The following is a 16,628-nucleotide window of genomic DNA, read 5'->3' on the forward strand; positions in this document are numbered from 1 at the left end:
TTCGGCGCCGATCCTCGATCACGAAATCCTGCAGCCCTTGACCCCGCGCCATCCGCCTCTATCCAATCGGCTTGGGGCAAGGATCGGAACAAAGGGCTGGACAATGAAACTTTTCGACGGCGGCCGCGCGCCGAACCCGCGCCGGGTGCGGGTGTTTCTGGCGGAAAAGGGCATCGAGGTGCCGCTTGTGCCCGTCGACATGGGCGCCATGGGTCACAGGGGCGCGGAGATCACCGCGAAAAACCCGTTGCAGCGCCTGCCGGTGCTGGAACTCGATGACGGCACCGTGCTGACCGAATCGGTCGCCATCTGCCGCTATTTCGAGGAACTGCATCCCGAGCCTGCGCTGTTTGGGCGCGGTGCTCTCGGCAAGGCGCTTGTCGAGATGTGGCAGCGGCGCATCGAGCTCGTCCTTTATGCCGCGGTCGCCCATGCCTTTCGTCACACGCACCCCGCCATGAAGGAGTGGGAGGTGCCGCAGGTGCCCGAATGGGGCGAGGCCAACCGGCCGAAGGCGATCGAGTTCCTGCGTATCCTCGACCGGCATCTGCAAGACAACCAATTCGCCGCCGGCGACTTTTTCAGCATTGCCGACATCACCGGCATGATCGCGCTGGACTTCATGAAGCCGGCGCGCATCACCATCCCGGAGGACTGCCCGTCGGTGCTGCGTTGGTACGCGGCGCTGAAGGCACGGCCGAGTGCGACGGCTTGACTTGGAAGCACAACTGCAAGACCTGACGGCCCGCATCCACGCCTGCCGCATCTGTGTCGAGACGCCTGCCGGCCGGCCGCTGCCGCACGAGCCGCGGCCCGTGCTGACGCCGTCCTCGACGGCAAAGATCCTGATCGCCGGCCAGGCGCCCGGCACGAAGGTGCATCTGAGCGGAAGGCCGTTCTCGGACAGGTCCGGCGACCGGCTGCGCGATTGGCTCGGCGTCGACGACCGGACATTCTACGATGCGGAAAAGATCGCCATCGTCGCGATGGGGTTCTGCTTTCCCGGACAGGACAGACATGGCGGCGACCTGCCGCCGCGCAAGGAATGCGCGCCGGCCTGGCGGGCGCCGCTGATGGCGCTGATGCCGCAGGTCGAACTGGTGGTCGCCGTCGGGCTCTACGCGCAGGCCTGGCATATGGGCGGCGGGAAAGCGCGCTCGCTGACCGAAACGGTGCAAGACTGGCGCGACATTCTTGAAGGATCGAGCGGACCGAAAATCTTTCCGCTGCCGCACCCGTCTTGGCGAAACACCGGCTGGCTGCGCAAAAATCCGTGGTTCGAGGCTGAATTGCTGCCGCGCCTGCGAGAGGAAATCGCCGCGCGCCTTACCTGACCTCCACGCAAGCTCATGCTCGTGACGATGGCGCCGGAGCGAAAATCTTGCTTGTACGGGTTTCCCGGAATGCTAAGTTGCGCGGAATATTTTTCTCCCGGAGCCCGTTATGGACCGCCTAGACCGCAAAATCCTTCGCTTGTTGCAGGAGGACGCCACGCTCGCCGTGGCCGACATCGCCAAGAAGGTCGGCCTGTCGACCACGCCTTGCTGGCGGCGCATCCAGAAGCTCGAGGAGGAAGGCGTCATCCGCAGGCGCGTCGCCATCCTCGATCCGGAAAGGATCAACGCGCGCGTCACCGTGTTCGTGTCGATCCGCACCAACTCGCACAGCCACGAATGGCTGCGCCGCTTTTCCGAGGTCATCCAGGAGTTCCCGGAAGTCATCGAATTCTACCGCATGAGCGGCGACATCGACTATCTGCTGCGCGTCGTCGTGCCCGACATCGCCGCCTACGATGCCTTCTACAAGCGGCTCATCGCCAAGATCGAGATCCGCGACGTGTCGTCGTCCTTCGCCATGGAGCAGATAAAATACACGACCGAACTGCCGCTCGACTACATGATGCTGGAGAAGGAATCCGGCTCCAACGCCGCCTGACCAGCCCGGACGGGCGCCACCTGCCAAAATATCTCCGCGGATTGGATTTGGGCCGCGGGGCGGCGCCGTCGCGTTGATTGCCGGGGCCAACCAAAAGGCGACTGGGTTCACTTCGTCGAGCGGGGCGAGTGTCGGGAACGGGAACCGGCAAGAAGGTCATTTGCGTTCCTGCTGAAGCCAGACGGTCAGAAGAGCGATGGAAAGCAGGCTTTTTGAACCCCGCCATGAAGCCCGTCGGCGGTTCCGCAAGCTGCCATTCCACATAACGTGTTGCAAATAAACGATCTTCCGGACTTCATTCGAAATGATGCGGCGTGCCGGCTAGGCTTAACCCATTGATCGCAAAGACCCGCCGGTGAAGCCCGAGCGGTGTTGTGTCAGCAGCATAGGCACGCAGAAGCTCCTCAGGTGGTCGGCTTCGCCTTGGCCTTGATCCGCTCGACTGTCTTTGCCGCCGTCAGTTCGCGGACCGCGTCCTTGCCGATCCAGCGTGCCGTCTTATCCGAGGATGCGGCAAGCTTTTCTGCCAGCGCAAGTGCTTGTGAATGCAACACAATCGAGCGTTTTCCGATGGTCCGCAATGCCCAGTTCACCGCCTTTTTCACAAAATTGCGGCCGTCGGTCGAATGCCTTTCGACCAGCGATAGGTAAGCTGCAAAGGTCGCATCGGGCTCCTTCTTGCGGTGCACCGTCGCCCAGCACAGCATGGCGAAAGCCGTACGCCGTACAAACTCCCGCTCGTCTTCCGCAAACTCCTCGATCAGGCTCCGCCAATGATCGGTATCGACGAACAGGTCGGAGACGCCGTCAACGATATCCCACGAATCGAAGGACGCAGCCCAAGCCCTTGCATCGGCTGCGGAAAAGCGCTTCGGGTCGGCGGTGACGGAAGCGATGAACTGCGCCTCCATGATGCCGCTTTGCCACAATTCGAAGGCGCGTTCGTGGTTGCGTTTGATCTTTTTGGCGATCTGCCGCTGCACGCCGTGCGAAATGCCCAGCGCCCGGTCTATTCTGATCCCGTAGCGCTGCATCCCCTTTCGGTTGTCTTCCGAACCGATCGAGTGCAGATGAGCGATGATTTCTGTCGCGGACCAGTCCGGCCTAGGTTCTTTCAAATGATCTTGACTCCGGAGTCTGGCCGCTTCGCCTCCGCTTCGGCCCAATTCCAAAGATGCTCATGCAACTCACTGGTTTCCTTTACCATTTCCTCACCCCATGCGGGACTCAGAAATGAGATGCTCTTGGCCTCCCGGCCGTCGAGTTGATAGAAGCGCATGAGAAGCAGCATCGTTTCTCCCATGCCGTAGCCTAGATCTCTGCACTGGTAGACGAAAGTCTCGGGGTTCACGCGTCGGCTGAGAAGGCGAAGCCGAATTCCCCTGGCGATCGTGAGCAGCAGCGAGTAAGCGCTCAAGTCATTTCTCTAGCCGCGCCAGCAGCGACGAAGTATCCCAGCGCCGGCCGCCCATCTGCTGGATTTCCTTGTAGAACTGGTCGACCAGCGCGGTCACCGGCAGTTTTGCGCCGTTGCGATCGGCTTCCTCAAGGCAGATATTAAGATCCTTGCGCATCCAGTCGACCGCAAAGCCGAAATCGTATTTGCCGGCATTCATCGTCTTGTGCCGGTTTTCCATCTGCCAGGAGCCGGCCGCACCCTTGGAAATCACCTCGACGACCTTTTCGACATCCAGCCCCGCCTTCTTTCCGAAATGGATGCCCTCGGCCAGCCCCTGCACCAGACCGGCGATGCAGATCTGGTTGATCATCTTGGTCAGTTGTCCGGCGCCGGACGGTCCCATCAGCCCGACCATGCGGGCGTAAGAATCGATCACCGGTTTTGCCCGGTCGAAATCGGCCTCTTGGCCGCCGACCATCACCGTCAGCACGCCGTTTTCCGCGCCGGCCTGGCCGCCGGAGACCGGCGCGTCGAGGAACGAAAAGCCGCGTTCCGCCGCCTTTTCCGCAAGTTCCCGGGCGACTTCGGCTGAGGCTGTGGTGTTGTCGATGAAGATTGCCCCCTTCTTCATCGCTCCGAAGGCACCGTTCTCGCCGGTTGTCACGGCGCGCAAATCGTCGTCATTGCCGACGCAGGCGAAGACGAAATCCTTGTTTTCCGAGGCTTTTTCCGGCGTCGGCGCGCTTTTGCCGCCGTGCTCGGCGACCCATTTTTCGGCCCGCGCGGCGGTACGGTTGTAGACGGTCACGTCATGGCCGCCCTTGTTCTTGAGATGCCCGGCCATAGGAAAACCCATGACGCCCAGACCGAGGAATGCGACTGACGCCATGGTGCGATCCTTTCGAACGGGTGATTGCCCGGGCCGGCGTGACGGTGTGCTCAGCGCCGCAGGTGTCGTGTAATCAGCCGTTCGAACCAGTCAATAGCGTTGCGCAGGGTTTCGACAAGGGCCAGATAGATGATTGCCGCCCAGATATAGGCCTGGAAATCGAAGCTGCGCGAATAGGCGAGCCGGGTCGCGCCCATCAGGTCCGCCACGGTCACCAGCGCTACCACGGCCGAGCCCTTGACCATCAGGATGATCTCGTTGCCATAGGGGCGCAGCGCCACGATCAGGGCCTGCGGCAGGATAACCTTCCAAAGTGTCTGCAGCTTGTGGAGGCCGAGCGAGGCGGCTCCCTCCCATTGGCCGCGTGGCACGCTGCGGATCGCGCCGCGAAGGATTTCAGCCTGATAGGCGGCGGTGTTCAAGGAAAAGGCGAGGATGGCGCAGTACCAGGCTTCGCGAAAAAAGGTCCACAGGCCAACCGCTTCCAACTGCGGCTTGAACGAGCCGATGCCGTAATAGATCAGGAACGTCTGTGCGAGCAGCGGTGTGCCGCGGAAGAAATAGACATAGCCGTAGCCGATGGCCGCAAGCACGTTGTTCTTCGACATGCGCGCATAGGTGATCGGTAACGACAGGATGGCGCCGAGGAGGATCGAGATTACCACCAGCGACAGCGTCACCTTGAGGCCGGCAATGTAGGTCGGAATGTATTTTTCGAACCATGTGAGGTTCCAGACGGCGGCCAGATAACCGACGAGGCCGATGCCGGCCAGAATCCACAGACCGGTCAGCACGTGCCCGACGATGCGCTCGCGCGGCCAGCCGCGCGGCGGGTTGGGCGGGGCAAGTTCGATTGCCGTCTGGCCGGTGGCGTTCATCGCGTCGGCTCCGGGCCGACCGACCGTTCTATCTTGTTGATTCCGAAGGAAGAGACGATCGTCAGCGCGAGATAGATCAAAATGGCGAAACTGTAGAACAGGAAAGGCTCGCGCTCGACGCGCGCCGCTACGCTTGTCCAACGCAGGATGTCGTTGAGGCCGATCGCCGACACCAATGCGGTGTCCTTCAGCAGGATCAGCCAGAGATTGGCCAGGCCGGGCAGGGCGATGCGGATCAGTTGCGGCAGCACGACGAGGCGCATGGTCTGGCCGTAGGTCAGCCCAATGGCGTAGCCGCCTTCGTACTGGCCCTGCGGAATCGCACGGAAGGCGGAGAGAAACACCTCGCTCGCGTAGGCGGAGAACACCACGCCAAGCGCCACCATGCCTGAGATGAAGCTATTGACGTCGACTGTCGCTTCCGGGTTGACGGTGCGGATCAGACTCTGGATGCCGATCTGCGCGCCGTAGTAGACCAGGAAAAGCGTGACGAGTTCAGGAAGCCCGCGGAAGATCGTGGTGTAGACGTTGCCGGCCAGCCGGAGCGAGGGTTCGCCCGACTGCTTGGCCAGCGCAACGAAAAAGCCGATGAGCAGCCCGAGGGGAAGGGTCGCCGCCGCAAGCGAAACGGTGATGAAGACGCCATAGGCGATTTCATCAAGCCACCCCTCGGAACCCCAGCTCAACAGAGTCCAGATGCTCTTCATGAGGCGGATCGGGCTCCGTTGATCAGTCGGCGGCACGCAAACGGGCGGCCACGAAAAGCGGCCGCCCGTGCATCACGTGTCAGGATTCGGCGCCGTAGACGTCGAAGGTGAAGTACTTGTCGTTGATCGCCTTGTATTTGCCGTTGGCGCGGATCGCCTTGATGGCATCGTTGAGCTTGTTGACCAGGTCCGTCTCGCCCTTGCGCACGGCGATGCCGGCGCCTTCGCCGAAGATCTCGACGGGCTGAGGCGAGGGCTGGCCGATCAGCTTGCAGCAAGCGCCATCGGCGGTCTTCAGCCATTCCTCGAGCACGCTGATGTCGTCCTCCACCGCGTCGAGCCGGCCGTTGGCGAGGTCAAGCAGGAACTCCTGGCTGGTCGGATAACCCTTGATCTCGGAATCGGTGTAGGTCTGCGTGGCGTAGTTGAAGTGGGTGGTCGAGGTGGCGACGCCAATGGTCTTGCCGGCGAGATCCGCCTTGGCTACGCCCTTGATGTCGGAATCCTTCGGACCGGCGAGAGCCGAGGGGGTGTTGTAGTATTTGTGGGTGAAGTCGACCTTCTCGGCGCGCTCCGGCGTGATCGACATGGACGCGATGATGGCGTCGAACTTGCCGGCCTGCAGCGCCGGGATTATGCCGTCCCAGTCTTGGGTGACGAACTCGCACTTCGCCTTCATCTCTTCGCAGAGCGCGTTGGCGATGTCGATGTCAAAACCTTCCAGCTTGCCGTCGGCGGTCAGGTTGTTGAAGGGCGGGTAGGCGCCTTCGGTGCCGATCTTCAGGTTCAATTCCTGGGCGCTTGCCGCGCCGAGCGACGCCATCAGGGCGGCCGCCGATATCGCAAAGGCGATACGCTTGGTGATACGCATAGTGTTCCTCTCTGTTATCGACCGGTCCCGTTCTGGAGCCGGACCGCTTGCGGCGCGATTTTCGCACGCCCGCATTCGTTAATATTCCCACTGTTTTCGCTGAAAAAGCAATCGCAAAACCGCGCAGTGTCCAAGCAGAACAGCGACGCTGCGTCAGTCGCGCACAAGACCGGTCGTGCGTTCGATGAAATCGGCGATTGCGCCGATATCGTCGAGGCTGAAGGCTGGCAAGTCCGTGCCTTCGACCGCATGGTCAGCCGCAATAGCGACGATGTTCGGGTCGACGGGCGCCAAGGGCGTGGTGTTCTTGGCGTTGCGGCGGCGCACTTCGATCTTGAGGTGGCTTTCGCGCTTGTAGCCTTCGACGAGCACGAGGTCGCAGGGCGACAGGCGAGCAATCACCGCCTCCAGGGCTGGCTCCGCCTCGTCGCGGAGCTCGTGCATCAGCGCCCAGCGGACGCCGGAAACGATCGCCACCTCCGTGGCACCGGCCGCGCGATGGCGAAAACTGTCAGTGCCTTCATGGTCGATGTCAAAGGCATGGTGGGCGTGTTTTACCGTCGCGATTTTCCAGCCGCGCTTCGTCAGCTCGGCGACCAGCCGCTCGGCCAGCGTGGTCTTTCCCGAGTTCTTCCAGCCGGTGATGCCGAAGATGCGTCTTGTCATGCGCCGCTATTTTTCGCCATCCGCTCCACCGCGGCAAGGTCCGCGCGTGTCGATGTTGAAGGACGTACTGCTGAAGCAGATCCAGCCGATCTCGATAGTCTCGAGGCCGCTCATCGGGCCGCGGTAAACCGAAGCGGATCGTTCTGCAAGCTCACAACCCTTCCGGCGCCATGCCGGGCGAGGTGCTGTTGGCGATCGGCAGGCGTTTTGCCACCACGCGCTCGCGGTAGAGCATGTAGAGCCCCGACGCGACGATGATGGCCGAGCCGGCGATCATCGGGAGGTCCGGCACGTCGGCGAAGATCAGGTAGCCGAGCAGAATGGCCCAGAGCAACGAGGTGTAGCGGAACGGGGCGATGAAGGAGATGTCGCCGCGCCGCATGGCGAGAATGATGAACTGGTAACCGACGATGAGCAGGCCGGCCGCGACGGCGAGCGTGCCCAGTTCCCAGCCGTCCATCGGCGTCCAGCCGCCGAGCGGCTTCACCAGTATCGCGCCGGCGACCGTGACCAGCACTGCGGTCATCACCGAGACAAGCGGCGTGGGCACTTCCGGCGGCACGGCGCGGGTCGAGAGATCGCGGACGGTGGCGCAGAACACACTGCCCAGCACGGCGAGCGAGTAGACGCTGAAACCGGAAAAGCCCGGGCGGATGACGATCAGCACACCGGCAAAACCCGCGCCGATCGACAGCCAGCGCCGCCAGCCGACGGGTTCGCCGAAAAACAGCGCCGCCCCCATCGTGACCATCAGAGGCAGTGCCTGCAGCACGGCCGAGATGTCGCCGATCGGCAGATGCACGAGGGCGGTCAGGAAGAAGACGGTGGCGCCGAGCTCGCAGGCCGAGCGCAGGACCACCATCGGATGGAGAAGCAGCCGCACCGAGCGGAACGCGCCCATGTGCCAGGCCAGCGCGGTGATCAGCAGGGTGGCGAAAAAACCGCGCACCAGCATGACCTGGCCCATGTTCATCTCGGTCGCAGCGAGTTTCACCAGGGCGTCGTTGACGGTGAAACCCGCCATCGACACCATCATGAAAACCGCGCCGGCATGATTGGGGGAAAGCGCCACGGGGCCGTCCGGAAAGATTGCGATGCCGCCGCTTAGACGGATGCGGCGACACCAGCAATTTTAATGCGCTGGTCCAGCCGGCGAGGCGTGGACGCCCCGGTACGATCGGCCTGGCCGAGGCGGGCACCACCGAGTCGCCCAGGAATGCGCAGGCAAGAAGCGTTTGCCCGCATCCGCTAGACAGCCGGAGCCGTGACCGGCAAGGTCCACATGTCGATGGGCGCCTCGCGGCCGCGTACCGTCACGTCACGCATCGCCACGAAACCTTCGGTCAAGTCGTCCGCGCCGGACATGGCGACACGTTTGACGAGCGCGTCGCCGACGCAGACAGCGGCGCCGAGATCGCGGCACATCGTCTGCAGCCGGCTGGCAACGTTGCAGGTGTCGCCGATGACCGCGAACGAGAGGCTACGCTCGCTGCCGATCGCGCCGATCACCACCGGACCGTACTGGCAGCCGATCCGCACGTCGACGGGGTCGAGGCCGCTTCGGCGACGCTCGTCGTTCCACTGGTCGAGGGCGATGTGCATGGCGCGCGCGCAGCGCAGCGCCCGCGCCGCGTCGTCCTCGGCGGGGCGGGGTACGCCGAAGGTCGCCATGATGCAGTCGCCGATATAGTTGTCGACCGTGCCGCCATGGTCGAACACCACCTGCTCCATGCGCCCGTGGAAGGCGCGCAGCATGGAAAACACCTCTTCGGCCTTGTGGTCCTCGGCATAGTTGGTGAAGCCGACGATGTCGGCGAACAGCACCGCGACCTCCTGCCGGCGCACCGGGCCGAACGGCTCGTCGATCGACGCCAGCGCGTCGACGACGTTTGGTGAGAAATGCCGGGCGAGGTTGACGCGGGCGCGTTCGGCTTTCGTGTAATCCTCGGCCAGTCGGCGCGTGCGCGCCACCACCGACGCGATGATGCCGGCGATGATCAGGATCACCGCGATGTTGGTGGCCTGGTCGACGATGTCGACGAAATTGGGATTGAGATAGAGGCGCAGCCGCTCGCCGACACCGATGCCGTCGGCTGGCGGCGGCGCGACGATGCTTCCCGGCAGCGAAATGATCCACAGCACGGCCGCTGCCCAGCACAGCGCCGCGGCGGTGCCGAGCCAGGCGGCGAGGCGTGGCGACAGCGTCAGCGCGCCGAGACAGACGAAGATCAGCAGATATTTGAAGCCGGCGTCGCGCAGTGTCATGGCATGCGGCAGTGCCTGGTCGTGGAACGGGTTGGGTATGACGACGACCGCAGTCAAGACCACGATGTTGAGGGTGCCAAGCACATAGCCGAGCCAGAGCGGCCGCATGCCACGCCTGATCAGCAGGTAGTTCAACAGGTTGATCAGGAAGAAGAAGACCAGCGTCGAGATCGAGTAGCTGAACGCCGCGTCCCACTTGTCGAGCGCGACGAACAGGATGGCGACGCCGAGCAGCGTCCCGGACGTGACCCAGAACTGCCAGCGGGCGCCCTGGCGCTCGGCGCGTGTCAGCAGCGAGGCCAGCCGCTGGCGCTGCCTTTCCGCCAATGTGTCGTTGTCGAGCGTGGTCATGCTGTCGAAACCGCTGGTTTTTGATCAAGGCTCGACGGGCGAGAACTGGGTGATGACCGGCTTGAATCGCGCATAGGTCCGAACCGGAGGTTGCGGCTAACGCCGTGAGCCGGTTCGAGTCCAGTCAAAAAATTTGTGATAAGAGACGGATCAGCCGCCGGTGACGCTCATGTGGCGCGACACGGCTGGGCGGCGGGTGCGCCGATCGATCACGAAATCGTGGCCCTTCGGTTTGCGGCCGATCGCCTCGTCGATGGCGGCCGACACGCGCTCGTTGCCTTCCGACACACGCAGCGGCGTGCGCAGGTCGGCGGCGTCCTCCTGGCCAAGACACATATAGAGCGTGCCGGTGCAAGTCAGACGGACGCGGTTGCAGCTCTCGCAGAAATTGTGGGTCATCGGCGTGATGAAGCCGAGCCGCCCGCCGGTCTCCGCCACCTCGACGTAGCGGGCCGGGCCGCCGGTTTTGAAGGGAATATCGCTGAGTGTGAACAGTCGCTCCAGGCTGGCACGCAGCAGCGACAGCGGCAGGTACTGGTCGGTGCGGTCGCCGTCGATTTCGCCCATCGGCATGGTCTCGATGACGGTGAGATCCATGCCGCGGCCGTGGGCGAAGCGCAGCAGTTCCGGAATCTCGAACTCGTTGAAATTCTTCAATGCGACCGCGTTGAGCTTGATATGAATTCCGGCAGCCTGCGCGGCGTCGATGCCGGCCATGACGCGATCGAGGCTGCCCCAGCGGGTGATCTGCCGGAATTTATCCGTGTCGAGCGTGTCGAGCGACACATTGATGCGTTTTACCCCGCAATCGGCGAGCTCAGCCGCGAAGCGCGAAAGCAACGAGCCGTTGGTGGTGAGCGTCAATTCCTCCAGCGCACCGCTGTCGAGATGGCGCGAGATCTGGCGGACCAGATGCATGATGTTCTTGCGTACCAGCGGCTCGCCGCCGGTGAGGCGCAGTTTTTTTACGCCCTTCTCGACGAAGACGGTGGTTAGCCGGTCGAGCTCTTCCAGCGACAGAAGATCCTTCTTCGGCAGGAAGGTCATGTCTTCCGCCATGCAGTAGGTGCAACGGAAGTCGCAGCGGTCGGTGACCGACACGCGTAGATAGGTGATGGCCCGGCCGAAAGGATCGATCATGTCGGACTGCATCGGGATTGCGTTCCTCCATCGGCTTCTGGCCGATCGTTATATATCCCTATGTCGTACGATCGGGCGCGACAATCAAGGTCACGCCTGTTCTTTGGTTGATGCGGCGCGGCCGGCGTCGAGAGCTTTCTCGCGAACGGCATTGGGCGTATAGCGGCCGCAGATGGAGAACGACCGATGACTGCTCCGACCGAACTCCGTGTCTCGAAAGACCGGAAACTGCTGACGGTGACCTTTCCCGACCATCGGCCGTTCCAACTGCCGGCGGAATTGCTGCGCGTGCTGTCGCCGTCGGCGGAAGTGCAGGGCCATTCCCCCGAGCAGCGCGTCACCGTGCCGGGGAAACGCAACGTCGCCATTTCGAAGATCGAGCCGGTCGGCAATTACGCGGTGCGCATCACCTTCGACGATTTTCACGACACCGGCATCTTCACCTGGCAGTACCTGCATACGCTCGGACATGAGAAGGATTCGCGTTGGCAGGCGTATCTCGACGAGCTTGCGCAAAAAGCCCTTTCGCGAGACTGAGGAACAACGATGTCGATAGTTAGGACCGTCGAGGAACTGGAAGCGCTCTACGGCCAGCCCGGCGAGGCCTCGCTGGTCAAGGAACTCGACCGGCTGATCCCGGAATATGCCGTGCTGATCGAGGCGTCGCCTTTCGTGGCGCTGGCGACCGCCGGGCCGGAGGGGCTGGATTGCAGTCCGCGCGGCGATCTCGCCGGTTTTGTGCGCATCAGAGACGACAGGACTCTGCTGATACCGGACCGGCGCGGCAACAACCGCGCTGACTCGCTCAAAAACATCATCCGCGACGGCAGGGTAGGGCTGCTGTTCCTGATTCCCGGTTCCGGCACGACGCTGCGCGTCAACGGCCGCGCCGAAGTCAGCATCGATCCGGACCTCTGCGCCAGTTTTGCCATGGAAGACAAGCCGGCGCGGTCCGTCACCGTGATCGCCATCGAAAAGGTCTACTTCCAGTGTGCCCGCGCCATCCGCCGTTCCGATCTGTGGAACCCGGAAAGGCATGTCGACGAAAAATCGCTGCCGACGCCCGGAAAAATTCTGGAAAAAACCAGCGCTGCCCGCATCGACGGCGACGCCTATGATCGGGAATGGCCGGAGCGGGCGCGCAAGACGATGTGGTGAGGCGGGCCGGCGGTGGTTGCTTCACTGAAGCGTGATCCGCCCGTTCCGTAACAAGGCCGCACGATCTTCGTATAGGATCGTGCCATGACTGATCGCCGATCCTTGCCACTGCCCTGGAACGACCGCGCCGGGCATCTTTCACCGCTGAAGACGGCGGTGCTTGCCGGACTGGTCCTTCCAGCCATCTGGCTGCTCGCCCAATTTGCGGCGGGTGCGCTCGGGCCACGGCCGGTGACCGAGCTGATCCACGGCACAGGCGATTGGGCGATCCGCTTCCTGTTTCTGTCGCTGGCGGTCACGCCGCTCCGGCGCATTGCAGACTGGCCGAAACTTATCCTGGTGCGCCGCATGATTGGGCTGGCTGCGCTGTTCTATGCGCTCACCCATCTTTGCCTCTACATCATCGACCAGAATTTTGGGCTGGCCCGCGTCGCGTCGGAGATAGCGCTTCGAATCTATCTGACCATCGGTTTCGCGGCGCTGATAGGATTGTCCGTTCTGGGCGCAACCTCGACCGACGCGATGATCAAGAAGCTTGGTCGCAATTGGACGCGGCTGCACAGGATCATCTATGCGATCGGCGTTCTCGCGGCGCTGCATTTCTTCATGCAGACCAAAGCGGATGTTTACGAGGCCACTCTGATGAGCGGCCTGTTCGTGCTGCTAATGTTCTTCCGGATCCTGCATTGGCGTGGATTCGACATTGGCTCGCCACTGGTGCTCGGCGGTGCTGCGATTCTGGCCGGCCTCGCCACGGCTGGCATCGAATATGCCTGGTACGCGCTCGCGACCGGCGTCCCGCCGGAGCGCGTGCTCGCCGCCAATCTGCATTTTTCGTATATGGTCCGGCCTGCCTGGTGGGTTCTGGCGACCGGATTGACGGCCGCCGCCGTGCCGTTGCTGCGTCCGCTTGCTGGCGAAAAGCGCCCGAAGGGCGGCGGCCGCAAGCCCCTGCGGGCGGCGGCCGGATAGTGGTATCCAGAGTGCGATAGCCCGGACCGCTCAGTCGACTCTCAGAACGTCGGCGATTCGGCGCATGTGGTCGCCGACGAAATCGCATTCGCTGGGGGTGGCGGTCGCCATCGCCTTCTCGATCAGTGCCGTGTAGATCTTGAGCGCCTGCATCAGCAGTCCTTCGCCGTCCGCCGTTAGCGTGAGCCGCAGCACGCGCCGATCCTTCTCATCGCCCTCTCGCGTCAACAGCCCGCGTGTCTCGAGTTGCGGCACCAGCATGGTGATGTTGGAGCGCCCGACCAGCAGCTTTCGTGCAAGATCCTGCTGCGAGATGCCGGGGTGCCGGAACAAGTTCATCAAAACGTCGAGTTGTGCGGGCTTCAGGTCGAGAGGCAGCAGGGCCGCGCCCAACGCGCGTTCCACGGCATGGCAGGCGCGCGCGACCGCGACCCAGTTGCGGAAGCGCGGATTATCCCAGGGGAGTTCTTGATTATTGTTCATTCTTGAACTAATATGTTCATGCTTGAACTAGTTGATGGTCCGCGATTATGGCATCTTTGGGTTGGCAGGTCACCCGCACCCTTTTCGGCATCGGTGAACGGGTTGCACCAAAACTGGCGGGACGCGCCGCTTTCGAACTATTCGCCCGCACGCCCAATCCGCGCATCCAGACCGATGGCGAGCGCAAGGCCATCGCGCGCGCCGCCGACTTCATGAGCACCGCAAGGCATCATCGCCTGAGCGCCGGCAAGGACTGCGTGGCGGTGCACGAGTTCCGGCCGGACAGCGGCAGCGGTGAGGCGGGCAGGGCGCTTGTCGTGCATGGCTGGCGGTCCCGCACCGAATATATGAGGGCTCTCGTCGAGGGCCTTCGGGCCGCCGGTTACCGGGTGTTCGCCGTCGACCTGCCTGGCCACGGCCAGTCCGCCGGCCGGCGCTTGACCATCATGAAAGGGGTGGACGCATTGGCGAATGTCGCACAGTGGTTCGGGCCGTTCGACGTAGTGCTCGGTCATTCCTTCGGTGGCGCGGTTGCGGTCAACGCCGTCGCCGGATCGTTGGCGGGAACGACGCTGCTTTGCGCTCGCCGCCTCGTGCTGATCGCCGCGCCCAACTCGATCTCGGAAATACTTGACGGATTCGGCCGCCAGATCGGCCTCGGCCGCCGGTCCCGAGATGCAATGGCCGAGCGAATCGAGCGAATCGCAAAACGCCGGCTGGACGATTTTGCCGGCTCACGCCAGTTGGCGCGCGTGGCGATCCCGACGCTGGTGGTTCATGCGCCGGACGACCGCGAGGTTCCCGCGGACGACGCACGTACCTATGCCGGCGCAGGCCCACACGTCACCTTGCATTGGGCGCCCGGACTCGGCCATCGCCGCATCCTCGCGGACACTGGCGTCGTCGCGCGAACAGTATCGTTCGCGAAGGCGGCGACACCATTGGCCAAAGTGGTCTGATCGCCGTTCAGCAGCCGAGTATCGATCCGTCCGGGTCCGGTTCAATCCTTGTTATCCATGACGGGCATTTGCCGGGTAGGGGCCTGTGACAAGTACTCCACACGCATTCATCTACTCAAGGTAGCATGCTACGATCGCGTTCGGTGCGAATCGGCGCACCTCTTCGCCGCCCCATTTTTCCACGAGGATCTCATGGCCACTTTCACCGGCACCGACGGCGCCGAGATCCTGCTTGATATCAACATGGGGCCGGTCTCGGGCACCGGCAACGACTTCGTCGACGCACTCGGCGGAGACGACATCGCAATCGGCTGGTCCGGCGACGATGTGATCCGCGGCGGCGCCGGCGGGGACGTCGTCATCGGCGGCACGATCGATGCCGCAGGCGTCATCACCCTTTCAGGCATCGACGCGGCTGATTACACGACATCCGTCGACGGCGTGACTATCGACCTGTCAGTGCTTGTCAGCCTCAACCTGCCGAGGCTGGGTCTCAACATCCAGCTCACCGGTGCCTCGCAAGGTTTCGGCGGCGACGCCCAGGGCGACTATCTGGTCGGTATCGTCTACCTGATCGGTTCCAACACGGGTGGCGACGACTTGGCCGGCAGCGCAGCCGCCAACACGATGAACGGTCAGGGCGGTAACGACACGCTCGACGGACAGGGAGGCAACGACATCCTGCTCGGCGGCGCCGGGAATGATGTGTTGGTCGGCGCCGGTGGCGCCGATTCCTTGCAAGGCGGGGCGGGCTCGGCGGACACGGCGAACTATTCCGCCTCCGCGGAGCCGGTAATCGTCAATCTCACCACTGGCACCGGCAGCGGTGGGGATGCCCAAGGCGACATGCTCATCGGCATCGAGCGCCTGGTCGGGTCGATGAGCAACGACACACTCACCGGGTCGGCAGGCGACAATGTTCTGGATGGTAGTGCAGGAGCCGACGCGCTGGATGGCAGTGGCGGCAACGATACGGCCAGCTACGCGAGTTCCGCCGCGCACGTCATCGTCAGTCTGGAGCTCGGCATGGGGCTGCAAGGTTCCGCCCAAGGCGACGCACTCTCCAATATCGAAAATGTCGCCGGTTCGGCCTTCAACGATACGCTGACAGGCGAAGGCGGCGTGAATTCGCTGGATGGCGGTGACGGCAACGACACGCTGAATGGTCGCGCCGGCGCCGACGTCCTGAACGGCGGCGACGGGGTCGATACCGCCATCAATGCAACATCCAGCGCCGGCGTGACGGTCAATCTGCAGCTTGGCACCGCTTCCGGGGGCGACGCCGATGGCGACTCACTCATCGGGATCGAGAATGTCGCGGGCTCCAGCTTCAACGACACGTTGATCGGAGACGGCAATACAAACCGCCTCGTTGGAGAAGCAGGAGCCGATACCCTGGAGGGCGGCAACGGCGACGACGTGCTGGACGGCGGAACCGGCGCCGACGTCCTGAACGGCGGGGGCGACAACGACACCGTCAGCTATGCAGGCTCGGCGGCCGGCGTCACTGTCGACCTGGGGACGGGCGCCGCCAGCGGCGGCGACGCTTCCGGCGATACTTTTACCGACATCGAGAACCTCAAGGGCTCGGCCTTCGCCGACGTGCTGACCGGCAATGCCGGCGACAACATCCTCAACGACGGCGGCGTCGGCGGCGCCGACACGCTGACCGGCGGCGTCGGCAACGACAGCTATTCGGTCTACAATGCCGGCGCGGCGATCGTCGAATTCGGTGGCCAGGGCAACGACCGCGTCAGCGCCGGCGTGAACTTCGTGCTGGCCAGCGGCGTCAGCGCCGAATACCTTAACACCACCTCGCTGCACGCGGTCTATGCGGTCAACCTGACCGGCAACGAGATCAGGCAACTGGTGCGCGGCAATGACGGCGCCAACGTGCTCGACGGCGCCGGCGGCAGCGACGTGCTGTTCGGCATGGGCGGTTCGGACACGTTCCG

At 63.4% G+C, this 16,628-nt stretch carries 19 protein-coding genes; 8 read left to right on the forward strand and 11 right to left on the reverse strand.

The genetic code is table 11. The features are described 5' to 3' along the window. Positions 1-103: 103 nt before the first annotated feature. From RB623_RS27790 to RB623_RS27800, 3 genes are all read left to right on the forward strand, one after another. Entirely contained in the window at positions 104-715 is a 612-nt protein-coding gene (locus tag RB623_RS27790; RefSeq protein ID WP_308060373.1) for a glutathione S-transferase, read from the forward strand. Position 716: 1 nt separating this feature from the next. Next, positions 717-1,334 (forward strand): uracil-DNA glycosylase family protein, encoded by a 618-nt coding sequence (locus RB623_RS27795; RefSeq protein WP_308060374.1) that lies wholly within the window; start codon positions 717-719, stop codon positions 1,332-1,334. Positions 1,335-1,443: 109 nt separating this feature from the next. After that, positions 1,444-1,935, forward strand: a complete 492-nt coding sequence (locus tag RB623_RS27800) for an Lrp/AsnC family transcriptional regulator (protein WP_308060375.1) — start codon at positions 1,444-1,446, stop codon at positions 1,933-1,935. Between the two features lie 404 nt (positions 1,936-2,339). On the opposite strand, the gene RB623_RS27805 is transcribed toward RB623_RS27800, so the two are convergent. The 10 genes from RB623_RS27805 to moaA all read right to left on the reverse strand — a co-directional run bounded on the left by RB623_RS27805 (position 2,340) and on the right by moaA (position 11,113). Further along, the gene (locus tag RB623_RS27805) at positions 2,340-3,053 is read right to left on the reverse strand and encodes a DNA alkylation repair protein (RefSeq protein WP_308060393.1); all 714 of its coding nucleotides are present in this window, start codon (positions 3,051-3,053) and stop codon (positions 2,340-2,342) included. After that, positions 3,050-3,352: a hypothetical protein gene (locus tag RB623_RS27810; protein ID WP_308060376.1), complete on the reverse strand. Its 303-nt coding sequence runs from the start codon at positions 3,350-3,352 to the stop codon at positions 3,050-3,052. Before RB623_RS27810 ends, RB623_RS27805 begins: the two co-directional genes overlap by 4 nt. Position 3,353: 1 nt before the next feature. Next, a complete protein-coding gene (locus tag RB623_RS27815; protein WP_308060377.1) occupies positions 3,354-4,223 on the reverse strand; it encodes an NAD(P)-dependent oxidoreductase in 870 nt (289 codons plus the stop codon). Positions 4,224-4,273: 50 nt separating this feature from the next. Continuing rightward, the gene (locus RB623_RS27820; protein ID WP_308060378.1) at positions 4,274-5,101 is read right to left on the reverse strand and encodes an ABC transporter permease; all 828 of its coding nucleotides are present in this window, start codon (positions 5,099-5,101) and stop codon (positions 4,274-4,276) included. Further along, entirely contained in the window at positions 5,098-5,808 is a 711-nt protein-coding gene (locus RB623_RS27825) for an ABC transporter permease (RefSeq protein ID WP_308060379.1), read from the reverse strand. Before RB623_RS27825 ends, RB623_RS27820 begins: the two co-directional genes overlap by 4 nt. Before the next feature lie 79 nt (positions 5,809-5,887). Further along, positions 5,888-6,679, reverse strand: a complete 792-nt coding sequence (locus tag RB623_RS27830; protein ID WP_308060380.1) for an ABC transporter substrate-binding protein — start codon at positions 6,677-6,679, stop codon at positions 5,888-5,890. 153 nt (positions 6,680-6,832) lie between these two features. Continuing rightward, positions 6,833-7,345 carry a molybdopterin-guanine dinucleotide biosynthesis protein B gene (mobB, locus tag RB623_RS27835; RefSeq protein ID WP_308060381.1) on the reverse strand — a complete coding sequence of 171 codons (513 nt, stop codon included), beginning with the start codon at positions 7,343-7,345 and terminating at the stop codon, positions 6,833-6,835. A 151-nt stretch (positions 7,346-7,496) separates the two neighbouring features. Beyond that, positions 7,497-8,417 carry a DMT family transporter gene (locus tag RB623_RS27840; protein WP_308060382.1) on the reverse strand — a complete coding sequence of 307 codons (921 nt, stop codon included), beginning with the start codon at positions 8,415-8,417 and terminating at the stop codon, positions 7,497-7,499. Between the two features lie 176 nt (positions 8,418-8,593). Continuing rightward, positions 8,594-9,961, reverse strand: coding sequence for an adenylate/guanylate cyclase domain-containing protein (locus RB623_RS27845; RefSeq protein WP_308060383.1), 1,368 nt, complete (start codon positions 9,959-9,961; stop codon positions 8,594-8,596). 150 nt (positions 9,962-10,111) lie between these two features. Continuing rightward, positions 10,112-11,113 carry a GTP 3',8-cyclase MoaA gene (moaA, locus tag RB623_RS27850; protein ID WP_308060384.1) on the reverse strand — a complete coding sequence of 334 codons (1,002 nt, stop codon included), beginning with the start codon at positions 11,111-11,113 and terminating at the stop codon, positions 10,112-10,114. 174 nt (positions 11,114-11,287) lie between these two features. Here moaA and RB623_RS27855 point away from each other — a divergent pair, with 174 nt between their 5' ends. From RB623_RS27855 to RB623_RS27865, 3 genes are all read left to right on the forward strand, one after another. Next, positions 11,288-11,638 carry a DUF971 domain-containing protein gene (locus RB623_RS27855; RefSeq protein WP_308060385.1) on the forward strand — a complete coding sequence of 117 codons (351 nt, stop codon included), beginning with the start codon at positions 11,288-11,290 and terminating at the stop codon, positions 11,636-11,638. A 9-nt stretch (positions 11,639-11,647) separates the two neighbouring features. Next, positions 11,648-12,259 carry a pyridoxamine 5'-phosphate oxidase family protein gene (locus RB623_RS27860; protein ID WP_308060386.1) on the forward strand — a complete coding sequence of 204 codons (612 nt, stop codon included), beginning with the start codon at positions 11,648-11,650 and terminating at the stop codon, positions 12,257-12,259. An 84-nt stretch (positions 12,260-12,343) separates the two neighbouring features. Continuing rightward, positions 12,344-13,231 (forward strand): protein-methionine-sulfoxide reductase heme-binding subunit MsrQ, encoded by an 888-nt coding sequence (locus RB623_RS27865; RefSeq protein ID WP_308060387.1) that lies wholly within the window; start codon positions 12,344-12,346, stop codon positions 13,229-13,231. A 30-nt stretch (positions 13,232-13,261) separates the two neighbouring features. On the opposite strand, the gene RB623_RS27870 is transcribed toward RB623_RS27865, so the two are convergent. Beyond that, on the reverse strand, positions 13,262-13,714 hold the full coding sequence (locus RB623_RS27870) for a MarR family transcriptional regulator (RefSeq protein WP_308060388.1): 453 nt from the start codon (positions 13,712-13,714) through the stop codon (positions 13,262-13,264). Between the two features lie 47 nt (positions 13,715-13,761). Here RB623_RS27870 and RB623_RS27875 point away from each other — a divergent pair, with 47 nt between their 5' ends. Together RB623_RS27875 and RB623_RS27880 are read left to right on the forward strand one after the other, a co-directional pair. Further along, a complete protein-coding gene (locus RB623_RS27875) occupies positions 13,762-14,673 on the forward strand; it encodes an alpha/beta fold hydrolase (protein WP_308060389.1) in 912 nt (303 codons plus the stop codon). Positions 14,674-14,865: 192 nt separating this feature from the next. After that, a partial coding sequence (locus RB623_RS27880; protein ID WP_308060390.1) for a calcium-binding protein occupies positions 14,866-16,628 on the forward strand: 1,763 nt, incomplete at its 3' end.

It is taken from the genome of Mesorhizobium sp. LHD-90 (assembly GCF_030929505.1).
Classification (GTDB): Bacteria; Pseudomonadota; Alphaproteobacteria; order Rhizobiales; family Rhizobiaceae; genus Kumtagia.